The 17146-nt window shown below is 45.9% G+C and carries 12 protein-coding genes; 8 read left to right on the top strand and 4 right to left on the bottom strand.

The window, feature by feature from the left end; genetic code table 11:
* Window positions 1-24 precede the first annotated feature (24 nt).
* The 3 genes from BUB19_RS21090 to BUB19_RS21100 all read right to left on the bottom strand — a co-directional run bounded on the left by BUB19_RS21090 (window position 25) and on the right by BUB19_RS21100 (window position 4550).
* Window positions 25-2310 (bottom strand): response regulator, encoded by a 2286-nt coding sequence (locus tag BUB19_RS21090; RefSeq protein WP_073097526.1) that lies wholly within the window; start codon window positions 2308-2310, stop codon window positions 25-27.
* 719 nt (window positions 2311-3029) lie between these two features.
* Window positions 3030-3203 carry a histone H1 gene (locus BUB19_RS21095; RefSeq protein WP_174238248.1) on the bottom strand — a complete coding sequence of 58 codons (174 nt, stop codon included), beginning with the start codon at window positions 3201-3203 and terminating at the stop codon, window positions 3030-3032.
* Between the two features lie 96 nt (window positions 3204-3299).
* Complete coding sequence (locus BUB19_RS21100; protein WP_073097529.1) at window positions 3300-4550, bottom strand: aminotransferase class I/II-fold pyridoxal phosphate-dependent enzyme; 1251 nt, start codon at window positions 4548-4550, stop codon at window positions 3300-3302.
* Between the two features lie 394 nt (window positions 4551-4944).
* Between BUB19_RS21100 and BUB19_RS21105 the strand changes: the two genes are divergently transcribed.
* Entirely contained in the window at window positions 4945-5532 is a 588-nt protein-coding gene (locus BUB19_RS21105) for a Maf family nucleotide pyrophosphatase (protein ID WP_073097531.1), read from the top strand.
* 20 nt (window positions 5533-5552) lie between these two features.
* Here the strand turns inward: BUB19_RS21105 and BUB19_RS21110 are convergent, their stop codons facing one another.
* Window positions 5553-6113: a DUF4136 domain-containing protein gene (locus BUB19_RS21110; protein WP_073097533.1), complete on the bottom strand. Its 561-nt coding sequence runs from the start codon at window positions 6111-6113 to the stop codon at window positions 5553-5555.
* Between the two features lie 140 nt (window positions 6114-6253).
* Between BUB19_RS21110 and pxpA the strand changes: the two genes are divergently transcribed.
* The 7 genes from pxpA to BUB19_RS21150 all read left to right on the top strand — a co-directional run bounded on the left by pxpA (window position 6254) and on the right by BUB19_RS21150 (window position 17136).
* Complete coding sequence (pxpA, locus tag BUB19_RS21115; RefSeq protein ID WP_073097535.1) at window positions 6254-6988, top strand: 5-oxoprolinase subunit PxpA; 735 nt, start codon at window positions 6254-6256, stop codon at window positions 6986-6988.
* A complete protein-coding gene (locus BUB19_RS21120) occupies window positions 6985-7704 on the top strand; it encodes a 5-oxoprolinase subunit B family protein (protein WP_073097537.1) in 720 nt (239 codons plus the stop codon). Before pxpA ends, BUB19_RS21120 begins: the two co-directional genes overlap by 4 nt.
* 25 nt (window positions 7705-7729) lie before the next feature.
* On the top strand, window positions 7730-8551 hold the full coding sequence (locus BUB19_RS21125) for a 5-oxoprolinase subunit C family protein (RefSeq protein ID WP_178371543.1): 822 nt from the start codon (window positions 7730-7732) through the stop codon (window positions 8549-8551).
* Window positions 8552-9062: 511 nt separating this feature from the next.
* Window positions 9063-10229: an FAD-dependent oxidoreductase gene (locus BUB19_RS21130; protein ID WP_073097541.1), complete on the top strand. Its 1167-nt coding sequence runs from the start codon at window positions 9063-9065 to the stop codon at window positions 10227-10229.
* Between the two features lie 290 nt (window positions 10230-10519).
* The gene (locus BUB19_RS21135) at window positions 10520-13021 is read left to right on the top strand and encodes a zinc-dependent metalloprotease (RefSeq protein WP_084097525.1); all 2502 of its coding nucleotides are present in this window, start codon (window positions 10520-10522) and stop codon (window positions 13019-13021) included.
* A 1074-nt stretch (window positions 13022-14095) separates the two neighbouring features.
* Window positions 14096-15736, top strand: a complete 1641-nt coding sequence (locus BUB19_RS21145) for an acetolactate synthase large subunit (protein WP_073097544.1) — start codon at window positions 14096-14098, stop codon at window positions 15734-15736.
* Window positions 15733-17136, top strand: a complete 1404-nt coding sequence (locus BUB19_RS21150; RefSeq protein ID WP_073097545.1) for an aldehyde dehydrogenase family protein — start codon at window positions 15733-15735, stop codon at window positions 17134-17136. The genes BUB19_RS21145 and BUB19_RS21150 overlap by 4 nt, the downstream gene beginning before the upstream one ends.
* The last annotated feature ends 10 nt before the right edge of the window (window positions 17137-17146 follow it).

Below are 17146 nucleotides of genomic sequence, written 5' to 3' on the forward strand. Positions count from 1 at the left end.
AAGCTCAATATATCGGAACCCGATTCAGGAAAATCGGACGCTTTCTCTTACTTTTATCGCAGCAAATTCCAGGACTTCCATTAGTTTATCCATTGCAATCGGCTTGGAGATATAGCCATCCATTCCTGCTTCAAAACAGCGCTGCCTATCCTCAGGAAGGGCTCCTGCGGTCATGGCAATAATTAAGGGACAATCCGCTTTCATTTCGCCTTTGATCTGAATGGCTGCCTCCAACCCGTCCATTTCCGGCATCTGAACATCCATCAACACCAAATCATAGTTGTTTTTTGATACCATTTCCAATGTTTGTATGCCGTTGCCGGCAATTTCAGGCTGATACCCCAGACGCTGTAATATCATCGTGATGAGCTTTTGGTTTATGGGTGTATCCTCGGCTACCAATAGGCGCAAGGGGTTCTTTTTGGAAAACTCACCATTCAGCTTATTATTGACCTTTTGCATCGGTATGGCGTCCTTTGATTTTCCATTCAGCCCGACCAGCATGGCCTGCAATAGCTGGTGGTATTTAACAGGCTTGTTCAACACGGCTGAAAATAATCCTGAGTGTTTCATTTTGGATTGGTCACCTACCGAACTCAATAATATAATGGGCATATCCGGATATGCGGTCCTAACGGACCGCGCCAACTGCAGACCATTTTTTTCTGGCATATCCATGTCTGTGATCAGGATTTGAATTTCATTTTCTGCATCCAAAACCTCCAGGGCAGTATCGGCTGAAGCAGCAGCATATATTTTCATGTTCAGGTTCTCGAGTTGCAGCTTGAGAATTTTCAGGTTCGTATTATTATCGTCCACTACGAGTACCTTTCTTCCGATTAGCTTACTCTGGTCGATTTTCACACAGGCTATAGCATTGTCTTTTTCTGATGCTTTCACAGGCAGTGAAAAATAGAATGTACTACCCATCCCTGCTTCGCTTTCAAGACCTATTTCACCGCCCATTTGATGTACAAGATGGCGACAAATCGCCAAACCAAGGCCTGAGCCTCCATATTGCCTTGTAGTAGAGGAATCAACTTGCGAAAAGGATTTGAATAACCTGGAGAGCTTATCGGCCGGAATACCAATTCCGGTATCCTGAACCAGAAATTTAAGCATCCATGCATTGCCTGTCTGTACCATTAATTCCACTTTAACCAGTACTTCTCCTCTGGCGGTAAATTTTAGCGCATTGCTCACCAGGTTCATCAATATTTGCTTTAGTCTCATTCCGTCCGCCCAGAGCTGTGTTGGAACCCCCGAGGGCAAATGGTAAAGGAGGTCGATACCTTTTTTCGATGCCTGTCCAGAGAACAAATCCAATACCTCTTCTATAACAATACGCAAATCGAAATCATGTGGATCGATTGTAACTTCGCCGGACTCCAATCTGGAAAAATCGAGTATATCGTTGATCACATTCAATAGGGTTTCTCCGCTGCTGCAGATAATGTCGGCAAATTCCCGTTGCTCATCATCCAGGTTTGTTTCCTTCAGCAAACCGGCCATGCCCAGTACACCATTCATCGGGGTCCTGATTTCGTGACTCATCGTAGCCAGAAAGGTACTTTTGGCCTTGTTGGCCAATTCTGCATTTTCTCTTGCCTTTTTTTCAGCCTGCTTTTGAATTTCCAGGGCTTTGTTTGTCTTTTCCAATTCCCTGGCCTGGGCCAACAGGTTGGACCTTTGTTTCCTTAATAAACCGGACTGTTCAGACAGAACCTCAATGGATTTAATTAAAGCATTTTTTATCCAAATAAGAGAAATGAAGGCCATTACCAATAAATAGGCCAGCACAGAAACAAAAACATAGTCTCCACCCTCATAGCCATAAAAAATTTGATGGTATTGCTGGCTGTCGTAATGCAAATAGCCCCACACAACCGGGATAAAACTTAAGATAAAATAGAAAACAGTCCATCGGGGGGAAAGAATGATCAGGCTAAAAATCAAAATGTTAAAAAAGGAAGCGATATCTACTATCAGAATGATGCTATCCTGCATGATGAATAAGTTTACCAAAATAGGCACCAGTAATAGGCCAATTTTCACATGTGCCAATGGGATGAGCCACTCTTTGAAAATAAGGAAATAAAGGAATAGCAAATGCAGGAACAGGAAAGGAATGAATCTGAAAGAATCATCTTGAATTTCTCCAAAAGCCCAGACCAGTGCTACGCACTGAATAAAGCAAAAAACGGTAGACAAATAGGCCCATGACATGATGGTCAGCCTGGTTTTGAAAATCCTGTCGTCGGTCTCTTTTAGCCTTTTGTTAAACAAGGCATTTACTACTTTTCCCCACATCTCTTTCCGCTATTAAAAAATCAAATTAAACCTTATGGTATTTTTAATCCTTTGAAATTCAGTTTCTTGTCTATAAAAGATAAAAGCATCTTCTACTTGTAAATATTGTAATTTTTACTAAATTTTTATCTATTATTCCAGATTTTTTAACTAAAATTATTTTGTGAATTTTACGGCATTACATTCAAAAAATCATGACTTTCCCTCCGGTACTTTGTCTGATTCAATATCAAAAAATGCCAATATTTAGGGTATTAAAACACCATCCTTGTGCCTGGATGCGGCAGTTCAAAAAGCCTGCCTCTGCATGTACGACCGCCTGAATTTATTTCTGAAATCGGAGCAAAAAAAGCTGTCCGAAAAAGGGTAGCCTTATCTATAGGGCTATTTTTCCGGAAAATTCGGAAAAGTTGGAATCTCTAATATTTCTTAGCACTGATAAATTAAAAGCGTGATTTTCGCACAAAAGTACCGCGATGTAAGCCGGTTTTGGGGTTGCGAAAACAGTTTTTAGCTGGAAAGAGCGCTGCTGCCATTAGCTTCCTAAGGTTATGCCCTAGTGCCATCAGCGTAAATTCTATTGCTAGCTTTTCTAATCCATTAAATGTGAATCGGTTAACCTTATTGTCGCTTTATTGTACAACTCCAAAATACCATTTTTGGAGAAAAACAACTAAAATAAAGGCTGCCCGACTTTTCGGACAGCCTCTTTTTTACTGTTAACTATTCTTGATGTCTTGAACTTCTTTTCGGATATCCTGTGCCAAATTTTTTAAATCCTGCATTCCTTTTCTTACTCTGGTACCAGCGGCCTGATTTTTCTTGTCGTAGAATTTTTCAAAATCAGCTTCCAGCGACATAATAAGATCTTTGATTTCACTAAATCTGTTCATAATTAAAAGTTAATTAAGGTTGATGATAAGATTAATTTTTTATTCAATATAGGCAAAATGTTTATAAATCTACAGTTGTGCCCGCTTTTTCTCCATTTATTCTCCAAATGAAGTCGCCAATTCGGTTGTTTTGTAGTATCCGCTGCTCAATTTTCCTTTTATCGCCTCAAATGCAGTAATTGTTTCCTGCACATCTTCCAGCGTATGTACCGCTGTCGGAATCAATCGGAGAATGATCATGCCTTTCGGAATCACCGGATAGATCACCACCGAACAGAATATATTGTAATGTTCCCTTAGATCTTTGCTCAGGGTAGCTGCTTCACCAACAGTACCGTTCAATACTACTGGTGTAACCGGTGAATTGGTCTTGCCTATGCTAAATCCCTTTTCTTTCAACCCATTCTGAAGGGCATTAACTACCTTCCATAGGTTTTCTCTGAATTCCGGCCTGCTTCTCAGCATTTCCAATCGCTTCAGCCCACCTTCTACCATGATTAACGGCAGCGCTTTGGCAAATATTTGAGAGCGCATGTTGTATTTCAGATAATGCACTATCCTGGCATCTCCCGCAATAAATGCGCCAATACTTGCCATGGACTTGGCAAAAGTAGAGAAATAAAGGTCTACCTGATCCTGTACGCCCTGCGCTTCCCCACTACCTGCTCCGGTCGCTCCCATGGTTCCGAAGCCATGTGCATCGTCTACCAGAAGCCTGAATTGGAATTTTTCCTTGTAAGCAACGATTTCCTTCAGGTTTCCCATATCTCCGGTCATGCCGAAAACACCCTCTGTGATGACGAGAATACCGCCACCCGTTTCGCGGGTAAGCTTTTCCGCTCTTTTAAGCTGCTTCCCGAAGCTTTCCATATCATTGTGGGGAAAAACAAAACGTTTTCCCATATGCATTCTCAGCGCATCGATGATACAGGCATGACATTCCCCATCATATACGATCACGTCCTTCCTGTCGATCAGAGAATCTATCACACTCATGATGCCCTGATAGCCATAGTTGAGCAGGTAGGCCTTCTCCTTGCCTACAAACTCGGCCAGCTCATTTTCCAGCTTTTCATGAAGATCAGTATTCCCGGACATCATCCTGGCACCCATAGGATAGGCAGCCCCCCATTTTCTGGCAGCTTCTTCATCTGCTTTTCTCACTTCCGGGTGATTTCCCAATCCCAGATAATTGTTCAGGCTCCAGGTGAGTACCTCTTTGCCCATAAATTTCATCCGAGGGGCAATTTCCCCCTCAAGCTTTGGAAACATAAAATATCCCTCCGACAATTCGGAATGCTTTCCCAAAGGACCAAGGTTCGTATTCAGTTTTTCAAATATATCCAACTTGCAATAACTTTACTGTATGACTAATAGCTTTAGATCGATAATTCAAACCCTCAAAACTAATGCTTTTAACTCGTTCTCCCAAATTTAACCGGACTTTTGGCAAAACCTTTCTTATGTGATCCATATTTGTTTATTTCGTACTGCTTCCTGTTTATGCTGCCTCCTGAAACAGAAAGACGCCTACTCGCCTAAGCCGAAAAAACAGGTCCGCGCGGCAAAGAGGATCAGCGTACCTGTGCCCTAAGGTGAAAAGAAAAACCGGTTTTCTTACCTGGCGTAAAAGCACTTTAGCTTTGATAAAATCCGGATGCCTGCAGCACAGCCAGATACCTGTCCGGAATTCCAATCAGGAATACAATAAAAACGAAGACCAAGTAACGAACCTACTGCGGTGAAAATTTACGGAAAAAACCTCATTCTGGGATCCAAATCCCCCAGAAGACAACAATTGCTAAAAGATTTGGGAATCCCCTTCTCCATAAAAACGCTGGATACGGATGAATCCTTTCCAGAAGACCTGGATAAATCGCTGGTAGCAGGATTTCTGGCGAAAAAAAAGGCCATGGCCCTGCAGGTCCTGCTCGATGAACATGACCTGCTGATTACAGCCGACACTACTGTAATCGTAAATGAATGCATTTTGAACAAACCCGCAGATGAGGAACAAGCCAGGGCAATGCTGGAGCAGATCCAGGGTAGAAGCCACAAAGTAGTAACGGCTGTCTGCATCACGGAGGGCAGCCATACCACCGTGTTTTCTGATACTACACAGGTCAGTTTTTCGGCCCTGGATAGCACAGAAATAAGCCATTACATACAATCTTCCCGACCGTTTGATAAAGCGGGGGCTTACGGTATCCAGGACTGGATAGGACTTATTGGTATAGAAAGCATCAATGGCTCCTATTATACAGTGATGGGATTGCCCATCCACCGGCTTTACGCCCACCTTAAATCTAATTTCAGCATCGAATACTGATCAGGCCGGGGGCCTTGTCATCAGGAAGTCACCTTCTTAGAAAAGGTCTTCAGGATTTTTTCAACTGAAGTTTTAAGGTTTTTACTCTTCTGCTGAGGTTTATTGATCTCGCCAACGGCACTGATACGCATCACTACTTTATCCTGTCGGGTGTCTATAAAATCCACCACCAACTCACCCATATCATAATTTTCCACCCGGAAACCTCCCATATTGGATCCCCAGGGCATCATCCAGGGGCTATACCAGCCCAAACCATAATATGGGTTCATCATGGGTGCCGTATTGACCTCCTTTTGCCGGTCTGTCAGATTGGTATTGTACCGCACGATCAAATCTGGCCTTTCCATGTCCTGCTCAAAACCGAAACTTTTCATTCCCTCAGTGAGGCTATTTTGAAGATTATCCTCCAGTACCGGTGATTCAAAGGCATCCTTGTCATAATATTGGTTGATCACAAAGAAAGTTTTGTAATCGGCTACCTCTGCTACCTCATTTTTTTCCAGAAAGACCCTCACAGGGCTGCAGGAGGCCATCCAGAACACTACCAACACAGCGAATATATTGCGTGAAAATTTCATAAGTTCTCCTTAATTTTTACCTTCAAGACGTAATTGAAATTGCTAATGTTGTAAGATTTTTCACAAAAATTGTTAATGTAATTCAGCACAAACCGGCAGCTCAACAGGGTTTGCCGGCGCTCAAAAAAAGTTTCTGTTGTATGAAAAGCAATCTGGATATCAACTGTGATCTTGGCGAGGGCATGCCAACTGATCGTCAAATCATGCCGTATCTGGGAAGCTGTAATATTGCCTGCGGAGCACATGCAGGGGATGACAATTGCATTGCAGAAACCGTCAAAATGGCAAAAAAATACCTGGTTAACATCGGAGCTCACCCCTCCTATCCGGATAGGGCCAATTTTGGCAGGGTTTCCTTGTATATGGAGTCCCAAAGCCTTAAAAAAAGCCTGAAAGAACAAATTGATAAGGTAAAAAACCAGGCGCAAAAAGAAGGTCTTCCCTTGCATCACATCAAGTTTCATGGTGCACTGTATCTCGACAGCCTCAAAGATCAGGAACTGGCAGATCTGCTTGCGGCATTTGTCAAAGATTATTACCCTGATCAATTGCTCTACGCACCTTTTGGTTCCTGCATGGCCATAGCCGCCAGCCAACGCAATCTAAGATTGCGTTTCGAAGTATTTGCGGACCGCCGGTATTCCACCGCAACAACATTACTGCCCAGAAAGCATCCCGGGGCCCTGCTTACAGATTTGACGGAAATAGCCGAACAGGTGTCGCTTATCCTGAATGAAGGAAAGGTCAAAGCCCATAGCGGAGAGCTATTGGCTATCTGTGCAGACACCATATGTATACACGGTGACCATCCCCAGGCTGTAAGCATTGCAAAAATGATCTCATCAAAACTCATCGCAAACACGAAACAGCCATGACGCACTACCCAGTCAGGTATTTTTCCCTCAGCCCTGAGATCGTAGAAGTCCACTGGCCGGATCGAATAGAGGAAGGCATTTTATTCGATATCCTAGCCTTTGAAAAAATGATAGTTGATCATTGGAGCGATAAAATCCGCTCGATTCACCATGGGTACCATATTCTCGGAATAGAACTGAACGAAGCCTTGCCGGCCAAACACTGTGTCGAGTCGCTGCGGCAGTTGCGAAAGCGCCAGAATAGCTCTTACCTGGTAAAACCTATGGAGTGGAGATTACCAGTCTGCTATGATTTGGATCTGGTACCGGAGCTGGAGACATATTTGAAGAAAAAAGGACTAAGTCACCCATCTTTTGTCAAAAAACATACCGCTCCAGCCTATCTGCTCTATTTTTATGGTTTCCTGCCGGGATTTATGTATCTGGGAGGTTTGGACAAAGACCTGCACGTCCCCAGGAAATCCCGGCCTGACAGAAAAATTGAAAAAGGATCCGTAGCTATAGGTGGTGGGCAGACAGGTATCTATCCCATGGCAAGTCCCGGCGGATGGTATCAGGTAGGCGCGAGTCCGGTAGAATTTTTTCAGGAGGGAAAACTGAAACTTCCATTCAGGCCCGGAGACCGGATTCGATTTGAGGCAATCGGTCAGGACGCGTATAGCCGGATCAGGGAAAAGCAATCGTTTGAATGGGAAAGCAAAGCATATGAAGGCTAAAATTCTTTTGAAAAAAGCAGGAATCATGAGCACATTGCAGGATCCAGGCAGGGCCGGCTCTGCCGCATCAGGTGTACCCCAGTCAGGTCCTATGGACCTTGACTCCTTTTTACTGGCCAATCACCTGATGAGAAGGGAACCTGAGGCTGCCTGCCTGGAAATTTATATGGGCGGGTTGGAAATGATCTTCTCAGCTTCCACCCAATTGGTCTTTACAGGAGCGGTTGGTAAAGTCCGTTGTCAGGGGCATCTGTTCGCTGCAAACCAGGTGATCAATGTGCGCAAAAATGACCGGTTGACCCTATCCCCTCCTGGCGCCGGACAGTGGGCCTATATGGCAATAAATGGCACATTTCAAGCGGAGAAAATCCTGGGCAGCCAATCATTTTACCGGGGAATTACCCCTGAGGAAAAATTTTCGAACAACGATCAACTGGATTTTATGCCGGGACGCAGGTTCATTCCAGATGATCAGGCCAGAGTCAAACCCCAAAATTTTCCAGAAGAGCAATGCCTGCGGGCCTACCCCGGACCCTCTTTTTCGCTGCTCCCCGAAAAGGCACAGCAGATAATTCAACAACACGCTTTTACCCTTTCCAACAGCCAAAGCCGAATGGGTATCCAGTTGGAGGAAATAGTGGACAACGATCTCAAAGAATTGATTTCAGCCCCGGTTTATCCGGGTACGGTACAATTGACACCTTCTGGTAAAATGATCGTACTGATGCGGGATGCCCAGGTCACAGGGGGATACCACCGGCTTCTCCAGATTGACCGGGCCTCAATCTCCAAATTGGCGCAGATCAGGCCGGCAGGAAAAATCAGGTTTGCTGTGGAAACACCATGAGCCCATCCCGACCTGTTAGCCCGCTGACGCACAATCCAACTATGGGCAGCTGCGCGCGCGGTTAGAGACTTCCAATCCCATCAGTCGCCGGGGCCTGGACAATCTCGGATATTCCCGGGGATAGGCGCTTCGAATGCTATACTTTGATTCCGGATAAATGCATCGTTTTTTTCTGACTGCAATCAGTAATAAGTGGTTGGAGTTAAATTAAACCGGCAAAAAAGTCACACCAGACCATTTCCCCCTCAGGACAAATGAATATCAGCAACATCACGAACATCCTGATGCCATCCAATTCCCCTCCGCATTATTAAAAAAGTTTTGGGTAAAATTAAATCATCGACATAATTGATAATCAATAAAATCCATTTAAACAGATATTTTTTGAACCTATTTTTTGAAAATAAATGAATAATTTGATAATATTGGTTATTATTTCAACCATACTAACAACTACACTTTCCAGTAAACCCAGACTGATCTAGTAAATCATCACTTTAACCATATTTAAATGATTCATCCACGAAGGGACTTTATTAAGAAAGTCAGCATAGCAGCTTTGGGTGCTGGATGCATGGGAAGTCACACAATATCCGCTGCAGGGGAAAGAGATGCTGGATTTTATATCGGCAACCGGGTTAGGCTGCCGAGGGTAAAAGTATCGTCATCCCGGGTCATCAAGGAAACAGTAGGTTTGAGGCCTTTCCGGCGCAGTGGACCCAGGATCGAAATCCAAGAGCTGGGCAATAAAACATTGATTCACAACTATGGGCATGGTGGAAGCGGCTGGTCATTGTCCTGGGGCTCTGCCATGTTGGCCTGTGAAATGGTGCCTGCAGATCCGGGACTGAGCAAAGTTGCCGTGATGGGTTGTGGGGTACTGGGACTATCTACCGCGCGGACTCTGCAGCGAAAAGGATATGAGGTGACGATCTACACCAAAGACCTGTACCCCAATGTCACTTCGGCCATGGCCACCGGCACCTGGTCGCCCTCACACAAACTCATCGATCCGGACCAGATCACGGATGCATTCCAGGAAAAATTCAAACGGGCCTATTATCATTCCTATCATACCTACCAACGCCTGCTTGGGCTAAACCAGGTAGTGGACTGGATGGACAACTACAGCATTCGCACTGATGATCGTGTTTCCAGACCTAATCCGGGACAGCCAGCCATTAAGGACCTGCTGATAACCAGGGAGATGGATTTTTATCCCAAAGGAGAAAGCTTGTCCCGGAGAGAAAACCCTTTCAGGTTTAAAAATGTCACCAAAAGTCCTACCAACATATTCAACATCCCCTCCTACCTGAAGATGCTAAAGGATGACTTTTTACTTGCCGGAGGCAAAATAGATATCCATGAATTCCACAGGCCCGAGGATGTAGATGCGCTCCCGGAAAAATGTATAGTCAATTGTACCGGACTGGGTGCAAAGAAAATATTCGGAGACGATGATCTGCTGCCGGTATCCGGACAGCTTTGCTTCCTGATCCCCCAACCAGAGCTCAGCTACCGGGCAAACATGTCAGGCGTGTACTTTATCCCCAGGAGAGACGGGATCATGCTGGGAGGCAACCACATAGAAGGAAATTGGGACACCAGTCCAGATCCCGCTGTTAAGGACAAATTCCTCACCACCGTAGAAGACATGATGGAAAAACTAAAAGGATAAAAAAAAGAGGAAACCCCGGGTTAGGGCCCGGTGGCTTCCTCAGATTGAACTTAGCCACTAACAACTAATTCATTTCAAATCTATGAAAAATTTACCAGAAAAAAATCTTTTTCAAGCTATAAGGTGTAAGGTAAACAGTATAAAGGCGCATGCCAGACATTTTTTTTCGCCAATATCCGGCAAATTCAATAACAGAGTGCCAGCATTTTTCCCCAAGGGTTTCTATCTACAAAATAGATAGTTGAAGCATTCCTTTTTATTTTTGTAAATGAAACCGAACAAAACAGCTTATGGATTTGCTTAAATTGAGATTGATATTGGTATGCAAGCTACTATTTTTTGCACATGGCATAGATTTGATGGGGCAGGATACTTCTTCGACATCGGATGGGGACTCCAGTATCGCTACCCTCACCCGTGGAATGGAGAAAATGGAGGGCTTTATTGACCTGTATTGGGACGAAGCAGGTGGGAAAATATGGATGGCCATTCCGGAGACCGAAAATGAAGCGCTTTACTATCCCTCGCTGGCCGCTGGTCTGGGCTCCAATGATATTGGACTGGACAGAGGAAGAATATCGGGTGCAAAAATCGTCAGTTTTATACCTGTGGGCAACAAATTGCTCCTCCAGGCCAACAACTACCTTTATCGGGTTTCGTCCAGCAACCCGTCGGAACAAGCAGCAGTAGATGAGTCTTTTGCCACCTCCATTCTCTGGGGGTTCAAAATTGCAGGCCGCGGAAACCAGAAAATACTTGTAGATGCAACTGATTTTTTCCTTCAGGACGCTCTGGGCGTAGTGGAAACCATCAAAAGAAACGGACAGGGCAACTACAAGGTGGATTTATCCCGATCCGCGCTTTATCTACCCAGAACAAAAAGCTTTCCCAAAAATACCGAGATAGAAGCTACCATTACCTTTACCGGAGATCAGGCAGGCCCTTACATCCGTCAGATCCTGCCGGAACCCAAGGCCATTAGCCTGAGATTGCACCATTCGTTTGTGAGCTTACCGGAGCCGGGTTTTGAAATGAGAAGTTTTGACCCCAGGGCCGGTGTCAATGGCATCAGCTACTACGACTATTCCACTCCAATCAGTGAACCGATAGAAAAACAGGTCATCCGCAGGCACCGGCTGGTAAAGAAAAACCCGGGGACAGCACCTAGCGAGGTAGAAAACCCCATCGTTTACTACATAGATCCCGGAACCCCCGAACCTATAAGGACGGCACTTACGGAAGGAACCCGCTGGTGGGCAGAGGCTTTTGAAAAAGCAGGCTTTATCAATGCATTTCAGGTCAAATTGTTGCCAGAGGATGCTGACCCTATGGATGTGCGCTACCACCTGGTACAGTGGGTACATCGCTCTACAAGAGGATGGTCTTATGGTGGAGGCGTGACCGATCCGCGCACCGGCGAGATCATCAAGGGAAAAGTTACGTTAGGCTCCCTGCGGGTCAGGCAGGATTACCTTATCGCCCAGGCTTTGGCAGGAAACTTTGATGCCGAAAATCCCGATGACCAAGCCATCATGGACCTCGCACTCGCCAGGATGCGACAACTGGCCGCCCACGAGGTCGGGCACACCCTTGGTTTGCCGCACAATTATATCGCAAGTGCAAAGGGAAGAACTTCGGTCATGGATTACCCGCATCCGTCCGTCAGGATAAAAGATGGTGCGATAGACCTGTCTGATGCCTATGCGGAAGGAATTGGTGAATGGGATATCGCTGCCATCAAAATGGCTTATTCAACCCTGCCGGAAGGAATGGAGGAGCAAGCTGCGCTCAACCAGTGGATAGCTGAATATAAGGAAAATGGGCTTGACTTTTTATCTGACCAGGATGCAAGGCCGGCAGGTTCAGCACATCCCGAAACCCATTTATGGGACAATGGATCGGACCCTGTAACCGAATTAAAGGAAACACTGGCTATCAGAAAACTGGTACTGAATGATTTTGGTGCCCACAAGATTCCCGACGGAACTCCCCTTGCCAAACTGGAAGAATTGCTGGTTCCTGTTTACATGTACCACCGGTATCAGGTAGAGGCCGCAGCCAAGTTGCTGGGCGGAGTGAATTATGGGTATGCTATAAAAGGTGATAAAACCACTATTCACCAAACCATTTCCAGAGAAGAACAGGAGAAAGCTTTATCTCAGATTTTAGAAATCCTGCAGGCTGAAAACCTGGCTCTACCGACCCAGATCCTGAACCAGCTGCCCCCCAGACCATTTGGTTACAATCCAAATCCAAGAGAAACTTTCCACAGAACCACCGGTCTGGTATTTGATCCTTTAAGCCCCGCGGAGATTGCGGCCCACCATTGCCTTTCCCTCATCTTTCATCCAGAAAGAGCCTCTCGGTTGATCAGCCAAAAAGCCATGGATCCCCGACAAATCGGGCTGGATGAAATGATCGATCTGGTATTGGAGGCTACCTGGATGGCACCGGCCCAATCCGGATATGCCGCTGAAATAAAGAGATCAGTAGAAAAATTAGTCCTGCAACATTTGATGCAGTTGGGAAGCAACTCAGGCACCGCGGCTCAGGTAAGGGCTGTTGCTTTGATGAAAGCCTCGGCGTTAAACGATTGGATAAAATCACAGGATACTGCTGACTTTTCTCAAAAAGCGCACTACATGTATTGCATGGATCAAATCAACCATTTCAAAGAAAATCCAGATAAGGAGATGATGCTCCTGCAACCCCTGCCCGCCCCGGACGGAGCTCCAATAGGCCAGATGGAAGAAAATTGGATATCCCCTATTTGTGGAACAGAACACTACTAACCATTAACTAGGGTTAATTTTTTAATCTTTAATAAGTTGGAAAGGAAAAGAGGGGGTATTTTACCTCCTCCTTTTTTTTTGGATTAACGCCAAAATTATTGGCTTAAACAGGCAGTATCCCATTTGCCCGGAATTTTAGAGATAATGGAAAAGCAGGACCCCAAGCTAGCTAAAGGGAATCGAAAGGTGCCATCTTCAATTTCCTTCTGTTCCCGCGCCAGTTCAGCTTGCTCCCTTTTCAGGCTGAGCCTGCCGCCGTCCGGCTCCGCTCAGGGACCGTCTCCAAGACCGTAGGTATCGTCACTGCGAGGGTGCAGACCTGGTTTCATTCGAATTGACCAAAATACCCAGGCACCCGCGGCCGTCTGAAAAATACGTGTACGCAAATCCTTTAATACCGTCCCCTCTTCGCTTTCGTTATATTCCTGCTCCGATACAGATTGCTTCGCAGAACTACCGATGAGCAGTATATTAAAAATCTGTAAATCAATGTATTAAATAATGAACACTATCATCCTGATTGGTGTATTTTCTGAATGCTTAGCATACCGGTGAAGATATTGAATCAGCTATTTTTGGTAAAGAAGAAACCCTAAAAAATCTGTTAAATAAAGAAGAGATAAATTTTTTTACGCAAAGAGCGTTGGCCCGACAAAAAACCGAGCCTGTCCCGATTTTTTTCGGGAGGGCGCAGGAGGCTTGTGGGAGGAAGGATTTTTTTGTCTTGATTTTTTGGTACTTTTTCATCAAAGCCTGTCCCGAGCAGGGCAGCGGATCGGGAGAAAAAGTACAGAGAATAAGAGGTTTACCAGATGATGTTAAGGTCTAATCCTGATAAAACCAACAATTACCTTATATCCCCGTTTATTGCAAAATACCAATCGTCATCCTAATTGGGACATTTTCTACTTGTCAGACCTCAGAATGAGGGATTTTTCCCTACATACCCAGGGTGGTAGATGTAGAATAAATCACAGGCATTCAGGCCTTATGGTGAAAAAATTCGGTATTTAAATTCTTAAAGGGTAGATTAGTATCAAATTTGCACAGAATTAAACTCTACAATTTTTATCTATGAAAGCATCAGATTTATTTGTCAAAGCCCTGGAAAAAGAAGGGGTAGAATATATTTTCGGAGTGCCCGGAGAAGAAAACCTGGATCTCCTGCAGTCATTGAGCAAATCAAGCATCAGATTGATCCTCACCCGCCACGAGCAAGGTGCCGGCTTTATGGCAGCTACCTACGGTCGACTTACCGGAAAACCAGGCGTGTGCCTGGCTACTCTTGGTCCGGGAGCCACCAACCTGGTAACTCCTGCTGCTTATGCCCAACTCGGCGCCATGCCCATGATGATGATCACCGGTCAGAAGCCCATAAAAAAAAGCAAGCAGGCCCGGTTTCAGATCATCGATGTGGTCGACATGATGCGCCCCATCACCAAATACACCAAGCAGATCGTCAACAGCAATGTGATTGCTTCGAATATCCGGGAGGCTTTCCGCCTGGCTACAGAAGAGCGCCCCGGAGCGGTACATTTGGAGTTGCCGGAGGACATCGCCCAGGAAGAAACAGATGAAACCGTATTTGATGTCGTCAGCCATATCATTCCGAAACCAGACGATAAAGCGATAGACGAGGCCGTATCCATGATCAAGAAGGCCAAAATGCCTCTGCTACTGATTGGTGCGGGAGCCAATAGAAAAATCACCTGCCAGGCGCTGGCCAAATTTGTAGATGAATCCGGCATATATTTCTTTACCACTCAGATGGGCAAGGGCGTGATTGATGAGCGACACCCCCGTTACCTTGGTACTGCCGCACTTTCAAGCAATGACTTTTTGCATGCCGCCCTGGATGCTGCAGACCTGATCATCAACGTAGGACATGATGTGATCGAAAAGCCGCCCTTTTTCATGAAGCATGGTGGTAAAAAAGTCATTCATGTCAACTTCTCTCCGGCAGAGGTGGATCCCGTCTATTTCCCACAGCTCAATGTGGTGGGGGACATTACCGACTCTGTAGAAAAGCTGACAGAAAAAATCAGCAAAACCCAAAACTGGGATTTTTCCTACTATAAAAAAGTCAAAAATGAAGTGGCAGGCCACCTGTCAAAATATTTTGAAGACGAGCGCTTCCCCACCCTACCCCAGCGCCTGGTAAACCTGCTTCGCAAAAAACTCGGAGAAAAGGATGTGATCACTCTGGACAACGGAGTATACAAGATTTGGTTTGCCAGAAACTATACCTGTTACCAACCCAAAACCCTCCTCCTGGACAATGCTCTGGCCTCCATGGGTGCGGGATTGCCCTCGGCCATGACAGTGAACCTGCTCCACCCCGATCGAAAAGTGGTGGCTGTAGTCGGTGATGGGGGATTTATGATGAATTCGCAGGAACTGGAAACGGCGGTGCGTTTAGGCCTGAATCTGCTGGTCATCATCCTTAATGACAAGTCCTATGGGATGATCAAGTGGAAGCAGGAAGATATGGGATTCAAAGACTACGGTCTGGACTTCAACAATCCGGATTTTATCCAATATGCCAACAGTTACGGTGCCCATGGCTACCGTCCGGAGAGCGACAGCCAGCTTCAGGAAATACTGGACACATCCCTAAATAGCCCTGGAGTGCATGTGATTGATTTGCCGGTGGATTATTCCCTCAATCACCCCATATTAAATGTAATGTTAAAAGAAAAAACAGCGAAATTATGACAGATACCAAAAAATTAAAAATCACCTCTCCCTATGACCAGCATTTGATCCGGGAATTGCCCCTGATGGATGAGTCAGAAGTAGAAAAAACCATCCAAAAAGCACACGGTCTTTTCCTGAACCAGTCTGGCTGGATACCGGCCCACAAGCGCATCGAAATCCTGGAGAAGGCCAGGGAAATCATGGAGGGCAAAATCGAAGCGCTTACCAAAACCGCAGCAGAAGAAGGCGGCAAACCCTATAAAGACTCTAAAGTGGAAGTACTGCGCGCCATTAATGGGGTAAAAATTGCCACAGAGGAAATTTCCCGGCTCAGGGGAGAACAAGTGCCCATGGGGCTTACCGCAGCCACCTCAAACCGGCTCGCTTTTACCATTCGCGAGCCGATCGGTGTGGTGGCCTCGATATCGGCCTTTAACCACCCGCTAAACCTGATCGTACACCAAACCATCACCGCATTTGCGGCCGGCTGTCCGGTGATCATCAAACCCGCCAGCACCACACCTCTTTCCTGCCTGGCGCTGGTGGATATTTTAAAAGAGGCCGGCGTACCCGAAGGCTGGGTGCAAATGGTGCTATGCGCCAATGAACTCACCGAAAAGCTGGCAACTGACAAAAGGGTTAATTTCCTTTCGTTTATTGGCTCCGGTAAGATTGGCTGGTATCTGAAGTCCAAACTGGCCCCCGGTACCCGCTGTGCCCTGGAACATGGGGGGGCAGCCCCGGTGATCGTAGAACCTGATGCAGATGTGGAAGACATGCTACCCCTTTTGGTAAAGGGTGGCTTTTACCATGCCGGACAGGTCTGTGTATCGGTGCAGAAGGTTTTTGCACAGGAAGAGATCGCCAGGGAACTGGCCCTGGATATGGCCAGTGCCGCCAAAAAACTAAAAGTGGGCGACCCGCTGGATGAAGATACAGAAGTAGGCCCCCTGATCCGCACCAGTGAGGTGGACCGGGTCGAGGAATGGGTGAAAGAGGCTGTAGATGGTGGTGCCGAACTGCTCTGTGGTGGCAAACGCATCAGCGACACCTGCTTTGAACCCACGGTTCTGTTTAATCCTCCCCATGAAGCAAAGGTATCCAAAGAAGAAATTTTCGGACCGGTGGTTTGTATTTATTCCTATTCAGACCGGACAAAGGCTATCGAATTGGCCAACAGCCTTGAGTATCATTTCCAGGCTGCTGTTTTTACCAAAGACATTGACCGGGCACTGGACACCGTACAAAAGCTCAATGCCACCGCTGTGATGGTAAATGACCACACGGCCTTCAGGGCAGACTGGATGCCCTTTGGAGGCAGGGATGCTTCCGGCGAAGGTCTGGGTGGCATCCCCCACTCCATGCATGACATGACCCGGGAAAAGCTGATGGTTTTCCGAAGCAAAATGTTGCCCTGATTGAAAATCA

The sequence above is a fragment of the Cyclobacterium lianum genome (assembly GCF_900143075.1).
Classification (GTDB): domain Bacteria; phylum Bacteroidota; class Bacteroidia; order Cytophagales; family Cyclobacteriaceae; genus Cyclobacterium; species Cyclobacterium lianum.

What these genes read in the sequence shown, in the direction of transcription:
- BUB19_RS21090 (WP_073097526.1), bottom strand. Translation starts at nt 2,310, where the DNA reads ATGTGGGGAAAAGTAGTAAATGCCTTGTTTAACAAAAGGCTAAAAGAG.
- BUB19_RS21095 (WP_174238248.1), bottom strand. Translation starts at nt 3,203, where the DNA reads ATGAACAGATTTAGTGAAATCAAAGATCTTATTATGTCGCTGGAAGCT.
- BUB19_RS21110 (WP_073097533.1), bottom strand. Translation starts at nt 6,113, where the DNA reads ATGAAATTTTCACGCAATATATTCGCTGTGTTGGTAGTGTTCTGGATG.
- pxpA (WP_073097535.1), top strand. Translation starts at nt 6,254, where the DNA reads ATGAAAAGCAATCTGGATATCAACTGTGATCTTGGCGAGGGCATGCCA.
- BUB19_RS21120 (WP_073097537.1), top strand. Translation starts at nt 6,985, where the DNA reads ATGACGCACTACCCAGTCAGGTATTTTTCCCTCAGCCCTGAGATCGTA.
- BUB19_RS21125 (WP_178371543.1), top strand. Translation starts at nt 7,730, where the DNA reads ATGAGCACATTGCAGGATCCAGGCAGGGCCGGCTCTGCCGCATCAGGT.
- BUB19_RS21130 (WP_073097541.1), top strand. Translation starts at nt 9,063, where the DNA reads ATGATTCATCCACGAAGGGACTTTATTAAGAAAGTCAGCATAGCAGCT.
- BUB19_RS21135 (WP_084097525.1), top strand. Translation starts at nt 10,520, where the DNA reads ATGGATTTGCTTAAATTGAGATTGATATTGGTATGCAAGCTACTATTT.
- BUB19_RS21145 (WP_073097544.1), top strand. Translation starts at nt 14,096, where the DNA reads ATGAAAGCATCAGATTTATTTGTCAAAGCCCTGGAAAAAGAAGGGGTA.
- BUB19_RS21150 (WP_073097545.1), top strand. Translation starts at nt 15,733, where the DNA reads ATGACAGATACCAAAAAATTAAAAATCACCTCTCCCTATGACCAGCAT.